The sequence below is a fragment of the Citrobacter sp. On2M genome (assembly GCF_018035235.1).
GTDB classification, from domain to species: Bacteria; Pseudomonadota; Gammaproteobacteria; order Enterobacterales; family Enterobacteriaceae; genus Citrobacter; species Citrobacter meridianamericanus.
Genome location: NZ_WPCV01000005.1, coordinates 677,069 through 699,770 on the forward strand (window position 1 = coordinate 677,069; position 22,702 = coordinate 699,770).

Here is a 22,702-nt window from a genome sequence, read left to right on the forward strand (position 1 = left end):
AAATAAACACAAATTCAGTTAACTGCAAACCACCTTGATCGCCAGCCCACCGCGTGAAGTTTCACGGTATTTGTCATTCATATCTTTGCCCGTTTCATACATCGTTTCGATCACTTTATCGAGCGAAACGCGTGGTTCTGATGTCCGACGTAGCGCCATACGCGCGGCGTTGACGGCTTTAACCGCATTGATCGCATTACGTTCAATGCATGGGATCTGCACCTGCCCAGCCACCGGATCGCAGGTCAGCCCCAGGTTATGCTCCATAGCAATTTCCGCCGCAATACACACCTGGGACGGGCTACCGCCAAGCAACTCGGTCAGCCCGGCAGCCGCCATTGAACAAGCGACACCAATCTCACCCTGGCAACCGACTTCTGCCCCCGAAATCGAGGCGTTCATCTTATACAGCGCACCTATCGCCCCCGCGGCCAGCAAGTAGCGGGCAATGGAATTTGCATTTACCGGACGGCGGAATTTGTCGTAATAGGCCAATACGGCGGGAATAATTCCACATGCACCGTTGGTCGGCGCCGTCACAACCCGGCACCCGGCGGCGTTTTCTTCGCTCACGGCCAGCGCGAACATGTTGATCCAGTCAATGACGTTCATCGGGTCGCTGGACAGGTTGTCGCTGGAAACCAGCAACCGACGTAATGCCACGGCGCGGCGCGGTACATTAAGCGGGCCCGGCAGAACGCCTTCGGTATTCATGCCGCGCTCAATCCCCGCATGCATGACGTCCCAAATGGCAGCAAAGCCAGCATCGATTTCTTCTTTGCTGCGCATCGCCAGTTCGTTTTGCATCATCAGGCCGGAAACAGACAGCCCGTTGCGCTCACACAGTTTCAGCAGTTCGCTGGCGGAATGAAAATTGTAGGGCACGTGTGCTTCAACATCATGCGCCTGACCAAATTGCTCCTCTTCAACGATAAAACCACCGCCGACGGAGTAATAGGTTTTCCTTAACAACGTCTCGGTGCCGTTCCACGCGGTGAGACGCATACCATTTTCATGGCGCGGCAGCGTTTCGGCATGAAAGAGAATATTTTCATCTGGAGAGAAATCGACAACATGCGCGCCCTCTGCCACCGGTAACCGTCCGGTACGGGCCACTTCCTGAGTAAAACCAGCGATTGAATCTATATTCACATTTTGCGGACTGTTACCGGCCAGCCCCATCATGATGGCGATATCTGTCGCATGACCTTTTCCGGTCAGAGAGAGTGATCCGTAAAGATCGACCACAATATGCGTAGCCTTGGGGAGTTCCCCGCTGCTGACCAACAGATCGATAAAACTTTTACCTGCATTCATTGGCCCCACGGTATGGGAGCTGGAAGGTCCAATGCCAATCTTGAAAATATCGAATGCGCTAATCATATCCACACCCTCGGATTGCCGTTCAGTGAAGACCAGGTTTCACACTCATTAAGGATCGGGGCGATCCTGAGATCGCCCCGCAAGGGATTACAGCGTGTCGCCACGTACAGCGATGGCTTCAATCTCCAGCTTCACATCCTTCGGTAAGCGAGCGACCTGCACGCAGCTGCGCGTGGGATAGATAGCCTTGTGCTCATCAAAGAACTGCTGGTACACCTGGTTAATGGTGGCGAAGTCATTCAGGTCGGAAACGAAAACGGTCGTCTTCACGATATCGCTCACTTTCAACCCTGCAGACTCGACGATCGCTTTCACGTTTTCCAGGCTTTGACGGGCCTGATCGGCCACGTTTTCAGCCACTTCACCGGTCTGGGGACACACCGGAATTTGACCTGACGTCAACACCATGCTGCCCAGATCCACACCCTGTACGTAAGGCCCGATGGCCCCTGGCGCACATTCGGTTGCAATAACTTTTCTCATAGTCCCTCCGGCGTCAAAGCGCCTGGGTGAAAGTACGTGAAATAACATCCTGCTGCTGTTCACGGGTCAGCGCGTTGAAGCGTACCGCATAGCCAGACACGCGGATCGTCAGGTTTGGATAGTTTTCCGGGTGCTCAATGGCATCCATCAACATTTCACGGTTCATGACGTTCACGTTCAGATGCTGTCCGCCTTCCACATGCGCTTCATGGTGGAAGTAACCGTCCAGCAGACCGACCAGGTTGGTTTTACGCACCCCGTCCTCTTTGCCCAGCGCGGCCGGCACAATCGAGAAGGTGTACGAGATACCGTCTTTGGCATAGGTAAACGGCAGTTTGGCAACAGACGTTAACGACGCAACCGCACCTTTACGATCGCGGCCATGCATCGGGTTCGCCCCTGGCGCAAACGGCGTACCTGCGCGACGTCCGTCCGGCGTGTTACCGGTTTTCTGGCCGTACACCACGTTGGAGGTGATGGTCAGAATGGACTGCGTCGGCACCGCGTTACGGTAGGTTGGCAACACCTTAATTTTCTTCATAAAGCGCTCGACCAGGTCGCAGGCAATGCTGTCCACGCGCTCGTCGTTGTTACCGTATTGCGGATAGTCGCCTTCGATTTCGAAATCAATTGCCAGACCGTTCTCATCGCGAATCGGTTTCACGCGGGCGTATTTGATAGCCGACAGGGAATCCGCCGCCACAGACAGGCCCGCCATACCGCAGGCCATCGTGCGATAGACATCACGATCGTGCAGCGCCATCAGCGATGCTTCGTAGCTGTACTTGTCGTGCATGTAGTGGATGATGTTCAGCGCACTGATGTACTGCACGGCCAGCCAGTCCATAAAGTGGTCCAGACTCTCCATCACCGTGTCGTAGTCCAGCACGTCATCCATCAGCGGCGCAGTTTTCGGTCCGACCTGGATTTTTAGTTTCTCATCCACACCGCCGTTGATTGCGTACAGCAACGTTTTGGCGAGGTTGGCGCGCGCCCCGAAGAACTGCATTTGCTTGCCGATAACCATCGGGCTGACACAGCAGGCAATGGCATAGTCATCGCTGTCAAAGTCGGCACGCATCAGATCATCGTTTTCGTACTGTAAAGACGAGGTGATGATGGACACCTGAGCGGCATATTTTTTGAAGGCAATCGGTAGCTGCTCGGACCACAGTACCGTCAGGTTCGGCTCAGGCGCTGGCCCCATGGTGTGCAGCGTATGCAGGTAGCGGAACGAGTTTTTGGTCACCAGCGTACGACCATCCAGCCCCATACCACCGATGACTTCGGTCGCCCAGATAGGGTCGCCAGAGAACAGGGTGTCGAATTCCGGCGTACGCAGGAAGCGCACCATACGGATCTTCATAATGAAGTGGTCGATCAGCTCCTGCGCCTGCTGCTCGTTTAAAACTCCCGCTTTGAAGTCGCGCTCAATGTAGATGTCGAGGAACGAAGCGGTACGACCCAGCGACATCGCGCCGCCGTTCTGAGATTTCACCGCAGCCAGATAAGCGAAGTACACCCACTGCACCGCTTCCTGCGCATTACGCGCCGGACGAGAGATATCGCAGCCGTATTTCGCTGCCATTTCCTGCATTTGCAGCAGGGCGCGACGGTGTTCAGACAGCTCTTCACGCAGGCGAATCGTGGCTTCAAGATTCTGGCCCCACTCCAGGTTCGACTGAAGATCGGCAAACTGCAGTTCACGCTCGCGCACCAGGTAGCGGATACCGTACAGCGCCACGCGGCGATAGTCACCGATGATACGACCACGGCCATAGCCGTCCGGCAGACCGGTCAGTACGCCGGATTTACGGCAGCGCAGCATATCCGGGGAATAAGCATCGAATACGCCCTGATTATGGGTTTTACGCAGTTCAGTAAACTGGTATTCAAAATCAGCATCCATCTCACGACCATAAGCATCAAAAGAGCTTTTGATCATGTTGATGCCGCCAAACGGATGCAGGGCGCGCTTGAGCGGCGCATCCGTTTGCAGACCGACGATTTTTTCCAGTTCTTGTTCAATATAACCGGCGTCATGCGCGGTTATCGTGGTGGCAATATTGGTATCGAAATCTACCGGCGCATGCGTCGAGTTTTCAATACGGATGCCCGCCATAACTTTTTCCCACAACGCCGTAGTTGCTGGCGTTGCTTCGGCGAGGAAAGATTCATCCCCTTCATAAGGCGTGTAGTTGTGCTGAATAAAATCACGGACATTAATTTCTTCTTTCCAGTCCGTACCTTTAAAGCCATTCCAGGCTTCGGCATACAGCATATCGCTGGTATCGATATTTACCTTCATGAAAAATAATCTCTCTGCTGAAAATTAATTATGCAAATGCTACTGAGGTATTAATTTTGCCTAACGCAATGGCATCACGTGCAATCATTTTCTCTTCATTTGTGGGAATAACCGCACAAATAACACGAGCATCTTTATTTGAGATAATTCTTTCGCCATGTGAATTTGGCAAACTATTCATTTCGCTGTCGATATTCACACCTAAAACAGCAAGGTGTTCAATAACCAAGCGACGAATTAATACCGAGTTTTCACCTATTCCACCGGTAAAAATAATCCCATCAAGACGATGCAGCGATGCGGCATGTCCGGCGATATGACGTGCGATACGATGCACAAACGTTTTAATTGCCAATTGCGCACGCTCATGTCCCTCGTGCCAGGCTTTTTCTAACGTACGTAAGTCAGAAGACAAACCAGAAATACCCAGTAAACCGGACTCTTTATTCACTACGCGCTCAAGGTCGCTCAGCGTCTGGTTGGTTTCGCTTGCAATCCACGCCATCGCGCCGAAATCGACGTCGCCGCTGCGTGTCCCCATCATCAGCCCTTCCAGCGGCGTCATGCCCATTGAGGTATCAACGCTCTGCCCATTACGCACCGCACAGATTGACGCACCGTTCCCCAGGTGAGCCACAACCAGCCCCGAGTCATCACTCTGCAGGTCGAGAAGGTCATGCGCTTGCTGAGAAACATAGCGATGCGACGTGCCGTGGAAGCCGTAACGACGAACGCCCAACTCTTCGAAATATTTCCACGGTAAACCGTACAAATAGGCCTCAGGAGCCATCGTCTGGTGGAAGCTGGTATCAAATACCGCAACCTGCTGCCGGCCAGGGAAAAGATGCTGAGCAGATTCAATCCCGCTCAGGTTCGCATAATTATGTAAAGGAGCTAAAGGCGATACCCGGCGGATATTTTCGATAACTTCATCAGTAATAATGGCTGATTCGGTAAAGATATTTCCGCCGTGGGCAATGCGGTGGCCAATTAAGGCCACGCTGTCCATTAAATTACGTTTCTCAAGTTCAACAGCAATGGCTTTTAATGCGTCTTCGTAGCTGTGGTGAGCCAGCTTAGCTGGCTCTCCTCCATTAATTGCTATGAACGCATTTTCAGAGTTAATACCGTCTGCAATTCCCGCCAGTAAAACCTCACAGTTTGCTGCATCCAGCACTGAGAATTTAATGGAGGATGAACCACAGTTAATAACCAGTACTACCGGAAACTCATTCATTTCACTACTCCGCTCATCCTGAGCTTATGGATTAAAACAGTTTGTAGACAATGTTCAGGATGGTCAGCAGACCAATCGCGGTAACAAACACGTTATCCAGACGGCCACGGTATTTCGCCAGTGACGGCGCTTTACGGATGGCATACATCGGCAGCAGGCAGAGCAGTGAGGCGATAATCGGCGCGCCCATTGCTTCAATCAGGTCCAGGATGTTCGGGTTGGCGTAAGCCACAACCCAGGTGGAGCCCATGATGAAGATCATGCTGATGGTGTTCAGTTTGCCGACGGAAACTTTCGTTTTATCGCCTTTATAACCAAACTTCAGCACCAGACCATTCAGACCTTCCAGCGTACCCAGGTAGTGCCCGAAGAACGATTTGAAGATAGCAACCAGGGCGATGATAGAAGCACCGTACTCCAGAACGGTCGCGAAGGTGGACTTCGTACCGGACAGTGACGCGAAGTGGTTCGCCAGGTAAGACAGTACCGGAATGTTCTGTGCTTTCGCATCCGCCATATTCGCCGGAGACAGCGTAAACAGGCAGCTAAAGGCGAAGAACATAACTACGGCAACCATCAGCATACTGGCGCGGGAGATGATTTTGGAACATTTCTGCTCGGTGAATTCACGACCGAAATCTTTCTCATACTCTTCACGTTTAGACACCACGAAGGAAGAAACGATAGGTGAGAAGTTGAAAGAGAACACCATGATGGAAATACCCAGCCACACGGTAACCAGAATGCCGTCGTGCCCGGTCAGTGCGATATTGCTGAGGTCAACCTGATCGATAACCGCAGAGTTCCAGTAAGGAATCAGTGACAGAGAGATAAGCACCAGGCTGGCGATAAACGGCCATACCAGGTAGCTCATCACTTTAACCATCAGATCCTTACCAAACCAGATGACGAATGCCATCAACAACAGCAGGAACAGAGCTACAAAGCCACGGTTTAACGCTGGCATCTGCAACTGGTTTTCCCAGAAGGTCATAAAGGTGTTGGTAATGGTGACGCCATAAATCCACAGCAGCGGACAAATCGCAAAGAAGTAGAGGAACGTGATAACCACCCCGCCCGTTTTACCAAAGTGCTCTTCAACCGTTTCTGTGATGTTGCCGGAAGGGTTAGAACCGGAAAGACACAGGCGCGCCAGCGCACGGTGGCAATAGAAGGCGATGGGGTATGCCAGCACCAGCATGATCAAAATGGGGATCAGTCCGCCAAAACCTGCGCGGATTGGGAAGAACAGCACCCCGGCGCCGATGGCTGTACCAAATAAACCCAGTGTCCAGGTGGTGTCCGATTTGCGCCAGGACGACTGTTTTGTCTGGCTGGATACAATGCTATCAGTAGTACTCATATCCTATCCTCAACGAAGTATATTAAGCGTCAACTAAACCAGTAATTTGAGATACACGAGAAAGGTCGATATTACCGCCAGAAATAATGCTGACTGTTTTTCTGTTCTGGATATAGCTATCTAATTTCCCGCTTAATAATGCTGCGCATGCCAGCGCGCCGGCACCTTCAGTCACAACTTTATTTCGCTGAATTAATGCCACCATGCTGTTGCGAATTTCATCTTCGCTGACCAGGACAATGTCATCCACCAACTCACGAACTATTTCATACGTTAAAGTACCCGGGCGGGAAACATCACAACCATCCGCCAGGGTGCCGGTCGTTCGGTGCGTGGTTATTTCTCCAGCGTGGAAGGAAGCCGCCATGCCGTGAACGTTTTCAGCCTGTACACCTATAATTTTAATGGTCGGGTTAATTGACTTAATTGCCACTGCAATACCCGCAATCAGTCCGCCGCCGCCAATTGGCACAATTACGTTATCGACATCGTACAAATCTTCCAGAATTTCCAGACCAATAGTGCCCTGACCGGCAATCACTTTCGGGTCATCATAGGGTGGAATAAAAATACGGCCTTCCGTTTCCACAATCTCGCTAACCTTCGCGATGGTGTCGTTGAAGTTGTCGCCATGCAGTACCACTTCTGCGGAATAATCGCAGGTTGCCGCCACTTTAGACTTCGGCGCGCCTTTTGGCATCACCACTTTGCCATCGATACCGAGCATAGCGCAGGAGAGAGAAACCCCTTGCGCATGGTTACCTGCAGAGCAAGCCACCACGCCCTTCATTCTTTCTGCTTCTGTTAATGAACTGAGCTTGTTAAAAGCGCCACGGATTTTAAATGAACCGGTACGCTGCATGTTTTCAAACTTGAGGAATATTTCCCCTTTGCAACGTTCACTAAAATAGTTAGAGCGAGGCATTCCCGTTTTATATATTTTCCCCGCCAGTCTTTTTTTCGCTTCGAGGATATCTTCAATTGCAACTGGGAGATCGTATGTAATGTGCATTAGAACCTCTTACTAGGGTATTAAAGTAAATAGATAGCCGTGACCATTGTCAGATATAGACAGATGGCGATTATTTCGTGTTAAAACAAAATCAATCTTTAATCAACTTCAATTAATTGCCTTCGTCTTCGACAATTATATGATGAATATTCTTTGGCTAATTCCACCAAAATAGATGCTGCTTTTTTAATTCGATAGTTTTTCGACCACACGGCGGCATAACGCGCGACGGGTAACGTCTCTTCTACCGGGATAGTAATAAACTGGTTTGAGCCAAATGGTGTGGTCATATCACAGGGAATTACTGTTAAGAAATCAGCATTGAGAACAAGATTATAAATGGTGACGACGGAGTCGGTATTAACGATGTTTTCACTGCTGATGCCATTATTTTGTAACGTAGTTAGAAGTTCGCTGTAGTACCCCATATTCGTTTGTGGCAACACCCACTGTTCGTTTTTCAACGCGCTCAGCGAGGTGATGCCGGTGCATGTTCGGGACTTGCTGGCGACCAGGATGAAGTCTGACTCAAAGAGCGGCTCAACATGTAGATCGTGCAGTTTCATCTCATCACTTAGCGTACCGATGGCGAAGTCCAGACGCCCGTCACGAATCGCAGGTAAAAACGAGGAGAGCTGAGCTTCATACATGGAAACCTGCGCTTTCGGGAACACCTCTTTGAATTTTTTAATCATGCCGGACATGATGGTGAACGCAATCAGTGACGGAAAGCCAAACGACACATCAACGACTGCATTGCTCGTCATGCTGTTCATCTCATCAACCATGTTTTTCATTTCACGGGTAATGGATTCAGACCACGAGAGCATTACCTGACCAGCCTGAGTTAATGTCACGCCTGTATTTTTACGTACGACCAGCTCAATACCGAAATAAGCCTCTACATCATTTATGATTTTGCTGACAGCCGGTTGAGTTAAACCTAATTCTTTTGCAGCCGAGCCGATAGAACCGCTTCTGATGACTTCCTGAAAGACCACTAAGTGCTGTGTTTTAGGGAGCGTAATAGTATTCATATCGACCTGTGCTAATTACTTTGTTGACGGCAGGGAGTGTAGCAAATTAAGCATTCGAGGATATGTGCGACCACTCACAAATCCCCTTGACTTACATTTTGTAAGACTATTATAAAAAATTAAACCACTTATAAATCATATGGATATGAAATATCGATCTCACTTTATTCTGACTTTAATCAAAAAAAGATGGGGGGATAACGATTTTTTATGGCTATAACATCGCCATTTTATCCGTTATTTATACAAACCAGGAAAGGCTATATTTCAATCAATTACAGAGTATTTATCGGGCAAAATGGCGCTTAAATTTAATAAGTAATTTATCAAATATAATTATATTTTATCGTTTGTGGTGATAAAATAACGCCATGCATCACATTTTCCAGCCTTATTTGTTTGCAAAGAAACATTGTGTTTATTAATTATTAATTAAAAACACACAATAAAACATCATATGCAACATCTCATTAACAGTGATTTTGTGCAATTTATTAGCAAGTAATTTTGTGATGGCGATCGATTGCGTTCGATTATTCTCGATAAAAACGTATCGCACAGCGTTTTGTGCTAACCATCACAAAAAATGAATTATCCCACGAAGCATTCCATAAAATAAAAGAAGCCCGCCGAATAAATAAAGGTCAAATAAAAGATTAGATGAAGGAGAAATAAACGCCTGAACCATGGTGAACCAATCGCAACGCAAAAACCCCGCCGAAGCGGGGTTTTATAAAGAGTGAAGCTGACCGATAAGCCGCGTTCTTTTGAGCATTGCGTCGTGGACAGTCATTCATCTATTCTACCCCCAGAAAGCAAAAACCCCGCCGAAGCGGGGTTTTATAAAGAGTGAAGCTGACCGATAAGCCGGGTTCTGTCGTGGACAGTCATTCATCTAGGCCAGCAATCGCTCACTGGCTCAAGCAGCCTACCCGGGTTCAGTACGGGCCGTACCTTGTGAACCCCTATTTGGCCTTGCTCCGGGTGGAGTTTACCGTGCCACGGACTGTTACCAGCCGCGCGGTGCGCTCTTACCGCACCCTTTCACCCTTACCTGATCCCACTTACGTGGGCCATCGGCGGTTTGCTCTCTGTTGCACTGGTCGTGGGTTTCCCCCCCAGGCGTTACCTGGCACCCTGCCCTATGGAGCCCGGACTTTCCTCCCCTCCGCCCGTCTCCCCCGAAGAGGACGACGACGAAGCGGCGACTGTCTGGTCAGCTTCGGCGCGCAGTATAGAGGGTTTGCGGGTCAATGTCACCCCGCACTGCGCATTCCTATCGCCAACGTGGCGGCGATGTTCCTTGAAGCGCGATAAATATTATCAAATGCCCCGCGGAAGGCCTCTTCCAGCGTGCTGATGCTGGTCAAGACGCTAAATACCGCATCGATACCATATTGATGCACTACCTCTACATCACGCGTCAGGCTGCCGCCAATACCAATTACCGGTTTGTGGTACTTCTTCGCGACGTTCGCCACACCTACCGGCACTTTGCCGTGAATACTCTGGCTGTCGATACGCCCCTCTCCGGTCACCACCAACGTACAGTCGTGAATATGCTCTTCCAGGTTGAGCGCCTGGGTCACAATCTCAATACCACTGCGCAGGTCCGCGCCTAAAAAAGCCATTAACGCGGCACCCATTCCACCAGCTGCACCGGCTCCGGGAACATCCTTCACATCGACCCGCAGCGATCTTTTAATGATGTCAGCATAGTGGGATAAATTACGGTCCAGTTCGAGAATGCGTTCTTCCGTCGCCCCTTTCTGCGGGCCGAAGATTCGCGAAGCGCCAGTATCACCGATGAGTGGATTGGTCACATCGCAGGCCACGCGAATGGAGCAGGTTTTTAATCGCGGATCCAGACCGGAAATGTCGATGCGGTTGAGGCTCATCAGACTGCCGCCCCCGTAGCCAATCTCTGTCCCATTGGCGTCGCAGAGCTTCGCGCCCAGCGCCTGCACCATACCCGCGCCGCCGTCGTTGGTCGCACTACCGCCAATGCCGATAATAATGCTCTGCGCCCCGCTATCCAGCGCCTGCAAAATCAGTTCCCCGGTACCGCGTGACGTGGTGACTAACGGATTGCGCTTCTCAGGAGGAACCAACGCCAGACCGCTGGCAGCCGCCATTTCGATAAACGCAGTTTTCCCATCTCCGGAGATACCCCAGCAGGCATTCACTTTTTCACCCAGCGGCCCCGTCACCCACGCGGAATATTCACTCCCTTGCGTGGCGGCGATCATGGCTTCGACCGTTCCTTCGCCGCCGTCGGCCACCGGAACTGAAACATATTGCGCATCGGGGAAAATTTCCCGAAATCCTTTTTCTATTGCCTGAGCTACCTCGGTGGCAGAAAGGCTTTCTTTATAAGAGTCTGGGGCAATTACGATTTTCATAGTTATGTAGCCTGACTGTGCCGCGCAAGGCAAGAAATACAGGGCGCGCATCCGCGCCCTTCTTGTTAGCGAGTGACTTCCACTTTCGCCAGTTTTTCGTAGTAGCATACGAGCGCACTGTGATCGGCAGTGCCCAGCCCATCTGCGCGGAGCGCCTGCATCATCTCCATGACGGCAGCAGTCAGTGGCAACTGCGCACCGACCCCATGCGAGGTATCCAGCGCATTCGCCAGATCCTTAATATGCAGGTCAATACGGAAACCCGGCTTAAAGTTACGGTCCATAACCATTGGTGCTTTCGCGTCCAGTACGGTGCTTCCAGCCAGTCCGCCTCGGATCGCCTGATACACCAGATCCGGGTTCACACCCGCTTTGGTCGCCAGCGTCAGCGCTTCAGACATCGCCGCAATGTTCAGCGCCACAATCACCTGGTTCGCCAGCTTAGTAACGTTACCCGCGCCAATGTCACCGGTATGAACCACTGAACCAGCCATCGCTTTTAGCAGATCGTAATACTTGTCAAAAATCGCTTTATCACCGCCAACCATCACCGACAACGTGCCATCAATCGCTTTTGGTTCACCACCGCTGACCGGCGCATCCAGCATATCCACGCCTTTCGCTTTCAGCGCTTCGCTGATTTCGCGGCTGGCTAACGGCGCGATGGAACTCATGTCGATCAACACAGTGCCCGGCTTCGCCCCTTCAATAATACCGCCTTCCCCCAGCGCCACCTCTTTCACGTGCGGAGAGTTCGGCAGCATGGTGATGATCACATCGCACTGCTCGGCAATATCTTTCGCCGTGGCGGCGGTTTCTGCACCTGCGGCAATCACTTCCGCAATGGATTCCGGGTTACGGTCAGCAACCACCAGCGAGTAACCTGCCTTGAGGAGGTTTTTACTCATTGGTTTACCCATGATACCGAGGCCAATAAAACCAACTTTCATTGTCATGTCTTTATCTCTCTCTACTGTCGATGGTGGTTATTTCTTAAAAGAATCAGCCAGTTTCTGCGTGGCTGAACGGAACACGCCAAGGTCGCTGCCAACAGCAACAAACGTCGCGCCCCACTCCAGATAACGACGCGCATCTGCCTCTACCGGGGCCAGAATGCCGCTTGGTTTGCCATGTGCTTTCGCGCGGGCAAAAATGTGCTGAATAGCTTTCTGCACATCAGGATGTGATGCATTGCCGAGATGGCCTAACGCCGCAGCCAGATCGCTTGGACCGACGAAGACACCGTCAACGCCTTCGGTCGCCGCGATGGCGTCAACGTTATCGACGCCCTGTTGACTTTCAATCTGCACGATGATGGTGATGTTCTTATTCGACTGCGCAAAGTAGTCAGGTACGGTGCCAAACATATTGGCGCGATGGGAGACGGACACGCCGCGAATACCTTCCGGCGGATAGCGGGTCGACGCCACGGCGTTCACTGCCTCTTCTTCCGTCTCAACGAACGGGATCAGGAAGTTGTAAAACCCAATATCCAGCAAGCGCTTGATAATCACCGGCTCGTTGGTCGGTACGCGCACGACCGGCGCGCTGACGCTGCCTTTCAGCGCCATCAATTGCGGGATAAACGTCGAGATATCGTTCGGCGCGTGTTCGCCGTCCAGCACCAGCCAGTCAAAACCCGCCAGGCCTAAAACTTCGGTACTAATTGGGCTGGCTAATGCAGACCAGCAGCCAATCTGAATCTGTTGCGCCGCGAGGGCCGCTTTAAACTTATTCGGGAAAATCGTGTTATTCATCGCCTATACCTTTGTTTATTTCTGCAATTCCATACGTTTAATGTCACCGACAATAAACAGGTAGCAAACCATTGCCATCAGCGCCGAACACCCTACAAACATCAGCGCAGCATTAAATGAGTGCAGCTCGCTCACCAGATAACCAATCACCAGCGGGGTGACGATAGAGGCTACGTTGCCAAATACGTTAAATACCCCACCGCACAGACCGACAATTTCTTTCGGCGCGGTATCGGAAATCACCGGCCAACCCAGCGCGCCGAAGCCTTTGCCGAAGAACGCAAGCGCCATCAGCGCAACCACCAGAGTGGTGTTATCGGTGTAGTTACACAGAATAATGGTCGACGCGAGCAACATTCCGAGCACAATCGGCAGCTTACGTGCCAGAGTGATGCTGAAGCCACGTTTAATCAGATAATCAGAGAACACACCGCCGAGCACGCCCCCGGCAAATCCGCACAGCGCAGGAATCGACGCCACCAGCCCCACTTTCAGGATCGACATGCCTTTTTCCTGTACCAGGTAAATCGGGAACCAGGTGAGGAAAAACCAGGTAATGGTGTTAATAAAATACTGACCAAAGAACACGCCAAGCATCATACGATTTGTCAGCAACTGCTTGATATAATGCAGTTTAGGGCCACCTGATTTCACATCGCCGGGCTTTTTATGGTCCATATCCACGACCGCACCGTTTTCAGAGATAAACTTCAGCTCTTCTTGCGACATACGCGGGTGATCGGTTGGGTTATGGATAAACTTTACCCACAGGCCAGTGAGCACAAAACCGATAACGCCCATCACGGTAAAGACGTGCTCCCAGCCCCAGGCAAAGGTCAGCCAGCCCAGCAGCGGCGAAAACAGCGCCAGGGAGAAATATTGTGCGGAGTTAAAAATCGCGGATGCCGTACCGCGCTCTTTCGTCGGGAACCAGGCCGCCACAATACGGGCGTTCGCTGGGAAGGACGGCGCTTCTGAGAAGCCCAGCATAAAGCGCATGATGAACATTGAAATACCCGCCCAGGCCAGCGGGAACATGTCTACAAAACCCTGCAGAAAGGTAAACAGCGACCAGAAGAACAGACTGTAGGTGTAGACTTTCTTCGAACCGAACTTATCCAGCAGCCAACCGCCAGGGATTTGCATCAACAGGTAAGCCCAACCGAAGGCGGAGAAAATGTAACCCATTGAGATGGCACTGAGCTGCAACTCTTTCGCCACTTCCGTGCCGGCAATAGACAGCGTCGCACGGTCCGCATAGTTAACGGCGGTAACAATAAATATGATTAGTAATATTAAGTAACGGGTGTGCGTACCTTTCTTTTTCTCGACAACTGTATCCAGTATCATTCTAATTACCTCGGGTACATAAAGTTTTTATTATTATTTGGCAAATATCCCTGATGATAAATTACCGATAATAAAAACGTATAATTATTTATCAGACGCTATAAAACCGTGATTTAGTATAATCAGCAGCCCAACGTTAATCATTGTGCAAGCGCTCATTAAACACGAGTTATTAAAATAATGTTTTGGGCATATGCACACATGCATGGGCGCTAATCCACACATTTACGTATTGCTACCCCTGGTGGGACGGCCTTGCTGAGTTTAAGTGATCATTGTCACATTCTTCGCGATAAACTCCTGGCATTCTTATTTCACGATACCGAATCTTTATTACTGACAATGAGATTCAAAATATAAATATCTACACTATTATCACCACTTGTTGGAGAATACTGGACAATGGCCGACATCGAAATTAGACAAGAATCGCCAACGGCGTTTTATATTAAAGTTCACGACACAGATAATGTGGCGATTATTGTCAATGACAATGGTCTGAAAGCCGGGACACGTTTTCCGGACGGACTGGAGCTAATTGAACATATTCCCCAGGGTCATAAAGTGGCGCTCGTGGATATTCCAGTTCACGGCGAAATCGTGCGTTATGGCGAAGTGATAGGCTATGCCGTTCGCGATATCCCCCGTGGCAGCTGGATTGATGAATCAATGGTTGAGCTGCCCAAGGCCCCGCCGCTGGAGACGCTGCCGCTGGCAACCAAAGTGCCTGAGCCTCTGCCGCCTCTCGAGGGTTATACCTTCGAAGGCTACCGCAATGCTGACGGTAGCGTTGGCACCAAGAATCTGCTCGGCATCTCCACCAGCGTGCACTGCGTAGCGGGCGTGGTGGACTATGTAGTGAAAATCATTGAGCGCGACCTGCTGCCCAAATATCCGAATGTCGACGGCGTAGTCGGGCTCAATCATCTGTACGGCTGCGGCGTGGCGATTAACGCTCCAGCCGCCATCGTGCCCATTCGAACTATTCACAATATTGCGCTAAACCCGAACTTTGGCGGTGAGGTAATGGTCATTGGCCTCGGCTGTGAAAAACTGCAGCCAGAGCGCCTGCTGGAAGGCACGCACGATGTAAAAAGCATTCCGGTCAACAGCGCCAGCATCGTCAGCCTGCAGGATGAAAAACACGTCGGCTTTCAATCGATGGTTGCCGATATTTTGCAGGTGGCCGAACGCCATCTGGCAAAGCTCAATCAGCGCCAGCGTGAAACCTGCCCGGCATCAGAACTGGTGGTCGGCATGCAGTGCGGCGGCAGCGATGCGTTTTCCGGCGTAACGGCCAACCCGGCTGTAGGTTATGCCTCCGACCTGTTAGTACGCTGTGGCGCCACCGTGATGTTCTCTGAAGTTACCGAAGTACGCGATGCCATCCACCTTCTGACTCCACGTGCGATTAACGAAGATGTGGGTAAACGCCTGCTCGAGGAGATGGCCTGGTACGACAACTACCTGGACATGGGCAAAACGGACCGCAGCGCTAACCCTTCTCCAGGTAACAAGAAAGGTGGTCTGGCAAACGTGGTGGAAAAAGCGCTGGGTTCTATTGCGAAGTCGGGCAAGAGCGCGATTGTCGAAGTCTTGTCGCCGGGCCAGCGTCCAACCAAACGTGGCCTGATTTACGCTGCCACCCCCGCCAGCGATTTTGTCTGCGGTACGCAACAGGTTGCTTCCGGGATCACAGTACAAGTCTTTACTACCGGTCGCGGTACACCGTATGGCCTGATGGCCGTGCCGGTGATAAAAATGGCGACGCGAACCGAGTTGGCCAATCGTTGGTTTGACCTGATGGATATCAACGCAGGCACCATCGCCACCGGAGAAGAAACGATTGAAGATGTGGGTCTGAAACTGTTCGAGTTTATTCTCGACGTCGCCAGCGGACGTAAGAAAACATTCTCAGATCAGTGGGGACTGCATAACCAGCTGGCGGTGTTTAACCCGGCGCCAGTGACCTGATTATTCCAATCAGTGAAATACCAGACGATGTCAGCGTCATCTGGTATTTCACCCCATCAGCGCCTTGATCTGCGCTAACGTTGACGTACCTTCCATTGGCCCACGCGTCGATATCGCCAATGAGCCTGCCGCATTGGCATGAGCCAGCGCATCCGGAATCGAGTATCCTGCAAGAAACAGGCTGACAAATGTTGCGCCAAAGCAATCACCAGCACCAGTGGGATCGACAACGTCAACCGGATAGCCGGTGACGTGATGCTGCTCCTGCGTAGAATAATAGCTGGCACCGCGAGGACCGCGTTTAATCACAATATGTTTAATTCCCCGAGCAAGCAGGTTTTCGACAATCTGCAGCTCATCGCGTGATTTGCTCAAACCAAAGTAGTCCAGTTCACCATCACTTGGCAGGAAGAAATCGGCGTAATCCAGGATGTATTCAAAAGCCTGTGACATCTCGCGAATATTCAGCATCTCTTTGCGAATGTTCGGATCGAACGAAATGGTTCCTCCGTTCTCTTTAACAATGCTGATGGCTTTACGCACGGCATCAATCAGTCGAAAAGAAAATAATGAAGATCCCATTATGTGGAAGTGGTTACATTGCCCAAGCAATTTTCCATCAAGATGTTCAGCGCTCAGCAACCCACAGGCGCTGTTAGGTAAATTGAAGATAAAATCACGCTGTGCCTGTGAACGATAGCTAACGAACGCACTGCCTGTGGTGGCATGAGGAAGAACGGAAATGCCCTTAACGTTCACACCGTCTCGTCTCAGGCGGGCGATATTCATCTCCCCAAAGGCATCATTGCCAACGCAACTAAATAGCAAAGACTGAAAGCCCAGCTTAGCGACCTGATCGGCAAAGATAGCTGGCGCCCCGCTGGGATACGGTCCCCAAAATTCGCCAGGAGACGAAAAACCCTGATTCTCTTTTTTCGCCAAAAATTCGACGAGTAATTCACCAAGTGTCGCAATAGTCATTTTCATGCGTTGTCCTTCACCTTGCCGGATGCAGGGCGGGATTTATCCAGGTCAGACATTCATTGTTGGTATAGCTGTTGGTCAACCCAACGGCGATAAATCGCGAGTGGTACTCGGCAGCAACAATCTGCGGGGTCACCACCGCACTAAGTGCGCTCAACTTACCTACAGAATATCTTGCTTCACCATAATCTGGACGCTGCGCAATGACCGCCACGCATCGCAGGCTGAGCCTGAGTGATTCCGCCAGTATTACCGCAGCGCTTTCGCTGGCTACACTCAGAGTGCCATCTTCGCTGACGTGCTCAATCATCACTACGCTACAGGTTGGCTGAAAACGCTGGATCGATTGAATAGCAATTTCGCCTTCCAGTCTCTGTCCGCTACGGTCCAGAGTCCCCCCCAGCAACACAATCTCGCCGTCAATATAATCACGCGCAGTAGACACATGGCCGAGATCGTTGAACGCCAGACGCAGCTCACGAGATTCGCCAAGAAAAGGGAGCGCTTTACGTGGAACGACTCCGGCCCCGAGAAAAAGCGAATCTTCATCAGCAACCAGGCGAGCCACCTGCTTCGCCAACTCAAGCTCTGCGCTACGGTCCCACTCCTGCACCAGACTCATATCCTGAGTGACAGATGCTCTAACCGGCTGTGCAGTATAAATCGCCCCGCCAAAAGATCTTTTCAGGTAACCCTGCTGCTCCAGGTAATTGAGATCATTACGGATTGTCACTCCTGAAACAGCTAACATTTCTGCCAGGTCGTCCACTTTGATTTCACCGTTCTTACGAACGATTTCGGCAATGTCCAGACGCCTCTTCAGCAGGCTGGTAGATGGTTTTGCCACAACGTACCCTTTTTATATGACATGTCGGAAGTCTCTTCCGCGCTTTAACTTTCATTTTTAAATTTCCTCTGAGTGATGTCAATTACGCGTCGTTCACGAAGATGCAAAAAACTCAAAACATTTCAGTAATATCAATAAATTAGCAGCATCCTGTTTTTTCTCATTAACTTACAAAAGAAAACCAATAGTCAATAAATAACTTTCATTTTATAAATTTTAATACGATTTTGTGTAGATGATCACAATAAGATACATGAATGATCGTTAGATTACTTTCAAAATGAAGGCACAACACCAGCATCTACTTTAACTTTGAAAGCAAACTATAGAGAGAAAATCATGTTCATCATTTCCAGCAAAAATATGCTTCAGAAAGCGCAACGCGATGGCTACGCGGTACCAGCTTTTAATATCCATAACCTGGAAACCCTGCAGGTCGTTGTCGAAACCGCAGCAGAAATGCGCTCGCCATTGATCGTGGCAGGTACGCCAGGAACGTTTAGCTATGCCGGGACAGGAAATATCGTTGCGATCGCAGGCGATCTGGCTCGCGAGCACAATCTCCCTCTGGCAATTCACCTCGATCATCATGAATCAACGGTTGATATTGAAAGCAAAGTGCTGGCTGGCATCCGTTCAGTGATGATCGACGGCTCTCACTTCCCATTCGAAGAAAACGTGACGCTGGTGAAAAAAGTGGTCGATTTTTGCCATCGCTACGATACGAGTGTAGAAGCAGAGCTGGGACGTCTGGGCGGCGTGGAAGACGATCTGATCGTCGACAGCAAAGATGCGCTGTACACCAACCCACAACAGGCGCGTGAATTCGTTGCGCGGACCGGTATTGACTCTCTGGCCGTCGCTATTGGCACCGCACATGGACTGTACGCCGCAGAACCCAAGCTCGACTTTAACCGCCTGGCAGAGATCCGCGCACAGGTCGATATCCCGCTTGTTCTGCACGGTGCCTCCGGCCTGCCAGAAAACGATATCCGCAAAGCTATTAGCCTAGGCGTGTGCAAAGTTAATGTCGCGACAGAGTTAAAAATCGCGTTTTCTGATGCGCTAAAACAGTACTTTGCACAAAACCCGAAAGCCAACGATCCGCGCCACTACATGCGGCCAGCAAAACAGGCGATGAAAGCAGTCGTACGCAAAGTGATCCATGTCTGCGGTTGTGAAGGACAGTTGTGAGGGAATGCCAGTGATCTACACGTTAACGCTCAACACCGCGATTGATATGAATATCTTTAGCGATCCTTTACAGCCTGACATTGTAAACCGTACGCGCCATACAGAATATTGCCCAAATGGAAAAGGCGTCAACGTCGCTCTGGTATTAAAACATTTTCAACGACCTGCACATATACTTGGCATTTTTGGGGGGTTTACTGGTCGTTATATTGTAGAAGAGTTACGCAAGAAAAAAATTAGCGTATCTCCTGCGTGGGTCAATGAACCAACAAGAATTAATATTTTTATTAATGATGGTCAACAGGAGTACAAACTGGTCAATCCTGGTTCATATATTCCTGATGACTGTAAGCAGCAAGTATTGAATGAAATATCACGACTATCTGATGCAGAGTATTTAGTTATCAGTGGCAGTTTGCCCCAGGGAATCGAAAGTAACTTTTATGCTGAAATTATGCAGATTTGTCGGCATAAAGAAATTGCGATTGTACTGGATATTAGTCATCCATCGTTGCGTCAATTACTGGAGTTTAATCCATTATTAATCAAGCCAAACGACGAAGAGGTAAACGCCATTTTTGGGTTAACCGTAACCAATGATGTTCAGGCAAAAAATGCCTTTGCAGAATTGCACTCTCTCGGCGCGCAGAATGTTTTACTGACGCTCGGAGCCAAAGGAATGTACTTCTCGAATGGCATTGATCGCTGGTTCTGCTCCGCACCGACTATTGAACTGGTGAGTTCAGCCTGCGCAGGCGATGCTGCGCTTGCTGCATTCTTAAGCCATTGGTTAACCACAGGTGAAGTCGAATATGCTCTGGCGCTTGCCAGCGCAACGGGTGCTGATGTAGCAAGTTCGGCCGGGCTGGGCCAACTTGCAGCGATTGATACATTACTTCCTCAAACCCATGTCCGAAAGCTGTAAACAAAAACAAATTAAAGGTCTGCTTATGAAAAAGATCATTGCAGTTACCGGCTGCCCTACCGGTATCGCGCATACTTTTATGGCTGAAGAAGCTTTAAAACATGCAGCGAAGAAAATGTCTGTCGAAATAAAAGTGGAAACGAATGGTGCTAGCGGCGTTGAGAATGTTATTACGCCCACTGACCTTATTGATATCGTGGGGGTGATTATTGCGGCTGATAAAGATGTTTCTCCCGATCGTTTTAATGGCTTACCCGTTATTGAAGTCCCGGTAAAAGAAGCCATTCACCATCCTGTCGAACTGATTAACAAGATTCTCAATGGCGAAGCCTCCATTCGTAAAGGAGCCCAAACTATTTCGCAGAATAACAAAGAAAAAGAGTCTTTAGGTCGTCAGATTTATAAACACCTGATGAGTGGTGTTTCGAACATGCTGCCATTCGTGGTCGCCGGCGGTATATTGATTGCTATTTCTTTTTTATGGGGAATTTATTCCGCCGACCCTAAGTCACCGGAATATAATGCCATTGCAGCCATGTTAATGAAGATTGGGCAGCAGGCTTTTTCAATCATGGTTCCCGTCTTTACTGCGTATATCGCTTACTCTATATCCGGAAGGCCTGGAATGGTGGCTGGCTTCGTTGGCGGCTTACTGGCTAACGCAACGGGTGCAGGGTTTCTCGGCGGCATCATTGCCGGGTTTGCAGCTGGTTATCTGATGCTGTGGGTAAAAAATCGGCTCGACGGTTTGCCTCGTCAGTACGAAGGGCTGAAGTCCATTTTCATCATGCCGCTGATTGGCGTGCTGGCTATTGGTGTGCTGATGTCGCTACTCGGACAACCCGTTGCCGCCATCAACAACGGTATGATGAACTGGCTTGCATCATTACAGGAAGCCAATCCTATTCTGCTTGGAATTGTCGTCGGTGCCATGTGCTCGTTCGACTTTGGTGGCCCGGTCAACAAAGCAGCCTACGTTACCGGCACGCTGCTGCTCGGCCAGGGAAACTATTTCTTTATGGCGGGGGTTTCCGCTGCCTGTATTACTCCTCCGCTGGTGATCGCTCTGGCAACCACCTTCTTCCCAAGAGGTTTTAGCGAAGAAGAACGCGCTGCCGGGATGGTGAACTACATTCTTGGCTGTACGCACATCACTGAAGGCGCGATCCCGTTTGCTGCAAAAGATCCTCTACGTGTAATCCCAATGATGATGATCGCGTCAAGTATCTCCGCCGTTCTCAGCTACAGCCTGCATATCCAGGTACCCGCCCCGCATGGCGGTTTCCTGATCCTGCCATTAGTCAGCAAACCCATTGCCTGGGTGCTGTGTATTCTTGCAGGCTCCGCATGCGGCGCCATTATGCTGGGATCGTGGAGATTGTGGCTAAATCGCAAACTGCCTGTCGGTTCTGACAACACCACTATTCAGACAGGAGGTCAGAATGCAACTTTGTGAGCAGGACATTTTCATCAGTGACGAGCAAATCGATAAAGCCACTGCACTCCAACGGGTCTCAGAGAAGTTGGTTGCAGCCGGGAATACGACACCTGAATATCTGCAAGGTATGCTGGATCGTGAAGCTCAAATCTCCACTTACCTCGGTAACGGTATTGCCATCCCTCACGGCACGCCTGAGACTCGCCACGCCGTACTGAATACTGGCGTGAAGGTCATCATTTTCCGTCAGGGTGTGGCATGGGGGGATGATAACATTGCACATATGGTCACTGGTATTGCAGCGCGTTCAAATGAACATCTTGAGATTCTGCGTCAATTGACCCGCGTATTAAGTGATGACAACGTCCCTCAAGCGTTACAAAAGGCGAAAACACCCTGCGAAGTTTTAACCATTTTAACTGGCACTGATACGGACAATAACCCACCAGAAGAAAGAATTGCAGGTGAACAGGCCACCTTCGTTATTCATAACCCGCATGGCCTGCATGCCAGACCGAGTGCTGTACTGGTCAAATTTATTAAGCAATTTGATTGCGCCGTCACGATTGAAAACCTTGATAACAACACAGGTCCTGTAGATGGTAAAAAGCTGATGAAAGTTGTCTCGTTAGGCGCAAAAAATGGTCATCGTATGCGATTCACTGCGCAAGGTGCGGATGCCCAACGGGCTCTACATGAGATTGGGCAACGTATTGGACAGGGATTAGGAGAGATGGTCTCAGTGCCCGTCACCCCACCCCCTGAAGCAGCACGCCAGAAACGAAGTTGGCTATCTCGTTTATTTAATTAATGTCTGACTAACCTTATCCGCGCCTGGTTTCTTCAGGCGCGGATTGATGCCTAATGCTAAATCGCCTTTCAAACCACCTTTCATAACCCTCCCATTCCTTTCGATATTTTCATTTTTCAGATCGAAATCACATAAAAACATTACGAAACCCTATATTTTATTTCGAAGAAAGAAAATCGAAAGATTTCGGAGGAAGT

General features: G+C 50.2%; 18 protein-coding genes and 1 other RNA gene. 5 read left to right on the forward strand and 14 right to left on the reverse strand.

Going from position 1 to position 22,702, the window contains the following annotated elements; translation table 11 throughout:
• Positions 1-18 precede the first annotated feature (18 nt).
• The 12 genes from tdcG to garP form a co-directional block, all read right to left on the reverse strand.
• On the reverse strand, positions 19-1,383 hold the full coding sequence (tdcG, locus tag On2M_RS21150; protein WP_151217827.1) for an L-serine ammonia-lyase: 1,365 nt from the start codon (positions 1,381-1,383) through the stop codon (positions 19-21).
• An 87-nt stretch (positions 1,384-1,470) separates the two neighbouring features.
• Positions 1,471-1,866, reverse strand: a complete 396-nt coding sequence (locus On2M_RS21155; protein ID WP_003828585.1) for an enamine/imine deaminase — start codon at positions 1,864-1,866, stop codon at positions 1,471-1,473.
• A gap of 13 nt (positions 1,867-1,879) precedes the next feature.
• A complete protein-coding gene (gene tdcE, locus On2M_RS21160) occupies positions 1,880-4,174 on the reverse strand; it encodes a formate C-acetyltransferase (protein ID WP_210905427.1) in 2,295 nt (764 codons plus the stop codon).
• Between the two features lie 28 nt (positions 4,175-4,202).
• Positions 4,203-5,411 carry a propionate kinase gene (gene tdcD / locus On2M_RS21165; RefSeq protein WP_187253308.1) on the reverse strand — a complete coding sequence of 403 codons (1,209 nt, stop codon included), beginning with the start codon at positions 5,409-5,411 and terminating at the stop codon, positions 4,203-4,205.
• Positions 5,412-5,442: 31 nt separating this feature from the next.
• Entirely contained in the window at positions 5,443-6,774 is a 1,332-nt protein-coding gene (gene tdcC, locus On2M_RS21170) for a threonine/serine transporter TdcC (RefSeq protein ID WP_005131699.1), read from the reverse strand.
• Between the two features lie 22 nt (positions 6,775-6,796).
• Complete coding sequence (gene tdcB, locus On2M_RS21175) at positions 6,797-7,786, reverse strand: bifunctional threonine ammonia-lyase/L-serine ammonia-lyase TdcB (RefSeq protein ID WP_187253309.1); 990 nt, start codon at positions 7,784-7,786, stop codon at positions 6,797-6,799.
• A 98-nt stretch (positions 7,787-7,884) separates the two neighbouring features.
• Positions 7,885-8,823: a transcriptional regulator TdcA gene (gene tdcA, locus On2M_RS21180; protein WP_151224393.1), complete on the reverse strand. Its 939-nt coding sequence runs from the start codon at positions 8,821-8,823 to the stop codon at positions 7,885-7,887.
• 847 nt (positions 8,824-9,670) lie between these two features.
• Positions 9,671-10,047, reverse strand: an RNA gene (gene rnpB / locus On2M_RS21185) — RNase P RNA component class A.
• A 32-nt stretch (positions 10,048-10,079) separates the two neighbouring features.
• A complete protein-coding gene (gene garK / locus On2M_RS21190) occupies positions 10,080-11,225 on the reverse strand; it encodes a glycerate 2-kinase (RefSeq protein ID WP_210905428.1) in 1,146 nt (381 codons plus the stop codon).
• Positions 11,226-11,290: 65 nt separating this feature from the next.
• Positions 11,291-12,181 (reverse strand): 2-hydroxy-3-oxopropionate reductase, encoded by an 891-nt coding sequence (gene garR, locus On2M_RS21195; protein WP_210905429.1) that lies wholly within the window; start codon positions 12,179-12,181, stop codon positions 11,291-11,293.
• 30 nt (positions 12,182-12,211) lie between these two features.
• A complete protein-coding gene (gene garL, locus On2M_RS21200; RefSeq protein WP_151217829.1) occupies positions 12,212-12,982 on the reverse strand; it encodes a 2-dehydro-3-deoxyglucarate aldolase in 771 nt (256 codons plus the stop codon).
• A 15-nt stretch (positions 12,983-12,997) separates the two neighbouring features.
• Positions 12,998-14,332, reverse strand: a complete 1,335-nt coding sequence (gene garP, locus On2M_RS21205) for a galactarate/glucarate/glycerate transporter GarP (protein WP_003024898.1) — start codon at positions 14,330-14,332, stop codon at positions 12,998-13,000.
• 402 nt (positions 14,333-14,734) lie between these two features.
• Here garP and garD point away from each other — a divergent pair, with 402 nt between their 5' ends.
• A complete protein-coding gene (gene garD / locus On2M_RS21210; RefSeq protein ID WP_210905430.1) occupies positions 14,735-16,306 on the forward strand; it encodes a galactarate dehydratase in 1,572 nt (523 codons plus the stop codon).
• A gap of 48 nt (positions 16,307-16,354) precedes the next feature.
• On the opposite strand, the gene On2M_RS21215 is transcribed toward garD, so the two are convergent.
• Positions 16,355-17,293 carry a sugar kinase gene (locus On2M_RS21215; RefSeq protein WP_048232847.1) on the reverse strand — a complete coding sequence of 313 codons (939 nt, stop codon included), beginning with the start codon at positions 17,291-17,293 and terminating at the stop codon, positions 16,355-16,357.
• A gap of 10 nt (positions 17,294-17,303) precedes the next feature.
• Positions 17,304-18,137, reverse strand: a complete 834-nt coding sequence (locus On2M_RS21220; protein WP_044714486.1) for a DeoR/GlpR family DNA-binding transcription regulator — start codon at positions 18,135-18,137, stop codon at positions 17,304-17,306.
• A 339-nt stretch (positions 18,138-18,476) separates the two neighbouring features.
• Between On2M_RS21220 and On2M_RS21225 the strand changes: the two genes are divergently transcribed.
• Genes On2M_RS21225 through On2M_RS21240 form a run of 4 tightly spaced genes read left to right on the forward strand, consistent with a single transcriptional unit; the run spans position 18,477 to position 22,505 of the window.
• A complete protein-coding gene (locus On2M_RS21225) occupies positions 18,477-19,331 on the forward strand; it encodes a tagatose bisphosphate family class II aldolase (protein WP_044714487.1) in 855 nt (284 codons plus the stop codon).
• A gap of 10 nt (positions 19,332-19,341) precedes the next feature.
• Positions 19,342-20,256: a 1-phosphofructokinase gene (gene pfkB / locus On2M_RS21230; protein WP_200023938.1), complete on the forward strand. Its 915-nt coding sequence runs from the start codon at positions 19,342-19,344 to the stop codon at positions 20,254-20,256.
• 25 nt (positions 20,257-20,281) lie between these two features.
• Positions 20,282-21,712, forward strand: coding sequence for a PTS fructose transporter subunit IIBC (locus On2M_RS21235; RefSeq protein ID WP_151224400.1), 1,431 nt, complete (start codon positions 20,282-20,284; stop codon positions 21,710-21,712).
• Positions 21,699-22,505, forward strand: a complete 807-nt coding sequence (locus On2M_RS21240; protein ID WP_210905431.1) for an HPr family phosphocarrier protein — start codon at positions 21,699-21,701, stop codon at positions 22,503-22,505. Before On2M_RS21235 ends, On2M_RS21240 begins: the two co-directional genes overlap by 14 nt.
• The last annotated feature ends 197 nt before the right edge of the window (positions 22,506-22,702 follow it).

Coding starts and splice junctions, on each gene's coding strand:
- tdcG (WP_151217827.1), bottom strand. CDS start 1,383: ATGATTAGCGCATTCGATATTTTCAAGATTGGCATTGGACCTTCCAGC.
- On2M_RS21155 (WP_003828585.1), bottom strand. CDS start 1,866: ATGAGAAAAGTTATTGCAACCGAATGTGCGCCAGGGGCCATCGGGCCT.
- tdcE (WP_210905427.1), bottom strand. CDS start 4,174: ATGAAGGTAAATATCGATACCAGCGATATGCTGTATGCCGAAGCCTGG.
- tdcD (WP_187253308.1), bottom strand. CDS start 5,411: ATGAATGAGTTTCCGGTAGTACTGGTTATTAACTGTGGTTCATCCTCC.
- tdcC (WP_005131699.1), bottom strand. CDS start 6,774: ATGAGTACTACTGATAGCATTGTATCCAGCCAGACAAAACAGTCGTCC.
- tdcB (WP_187253309.1), bottom strand. CDS start 7,786: ATGCACATTACATACGATCTCCCAGTTGCAATTGAAGATATCCTCGAA.
- tdcA (WP_151224393.1), bottom strand. CDS start 8,823: ATGAATACTATTACGCTCCCTAAAACACAGCACTTAGTGGTCTTTCAG.
- garK (WP_210905428.1), bottom strand. CDS start 11,225: ATGAAAATCGTAATTGCCCCAGACTCTTATAAAGAAAGCCTTTCTGCC.
- garR (WP_210905429.1), bottom strand. CDS start 12,181: ATGACAATGAAAGTTGGTTTTATTGGCCTCGGTATCATGGGTAAACCA.
- garL (WP_151217829.1), bottom strand. CDS start 12,982: ATGAATAACACGATTTTCCCGAATAAGTTTAAAGCGGCCCTCGCGGCG.
- garP (WP_003024898.1), bottom strand. CDS start 14,332: ATGATACTGGATACAGTTGTCGAGAAAAAGAAAGGTACGCACACCCGT.
- garD (WP_210905430.1), top strand. CDS start 14,735: ATGGCCGACATCGAAATTAGACAAGAATCGCCAACGGCGTTTTATATT.
- On2M_RS21215 (WP_048232847.1), bottom strand. CDS start 17,293: ATGAAAATGACTATTGCGACACTTGGTGAATTACTCGTCGAATTTTTG.
- On2M_RS21225 (WP_044714487.1), top strand. CDS start 18,477: ATGTTCATCATTTCCAGCAAAAATATGCTTCAGAAAGCGCAACGCGAT.
- On2M_RS21235 (WP_151224400.1), top strand. CDS start 20,282: ATGAAAAAGATCATTGCAGTTACCGGCTGCCCTACCGGTATCGCGCAT.
- On2M_RS21240 (WP_210905431.1), top strand. CDS start 21,699: ATGCAACTTTGTGAGCAGGACATTTTCATCAGTGACGAGCAAATCGAT.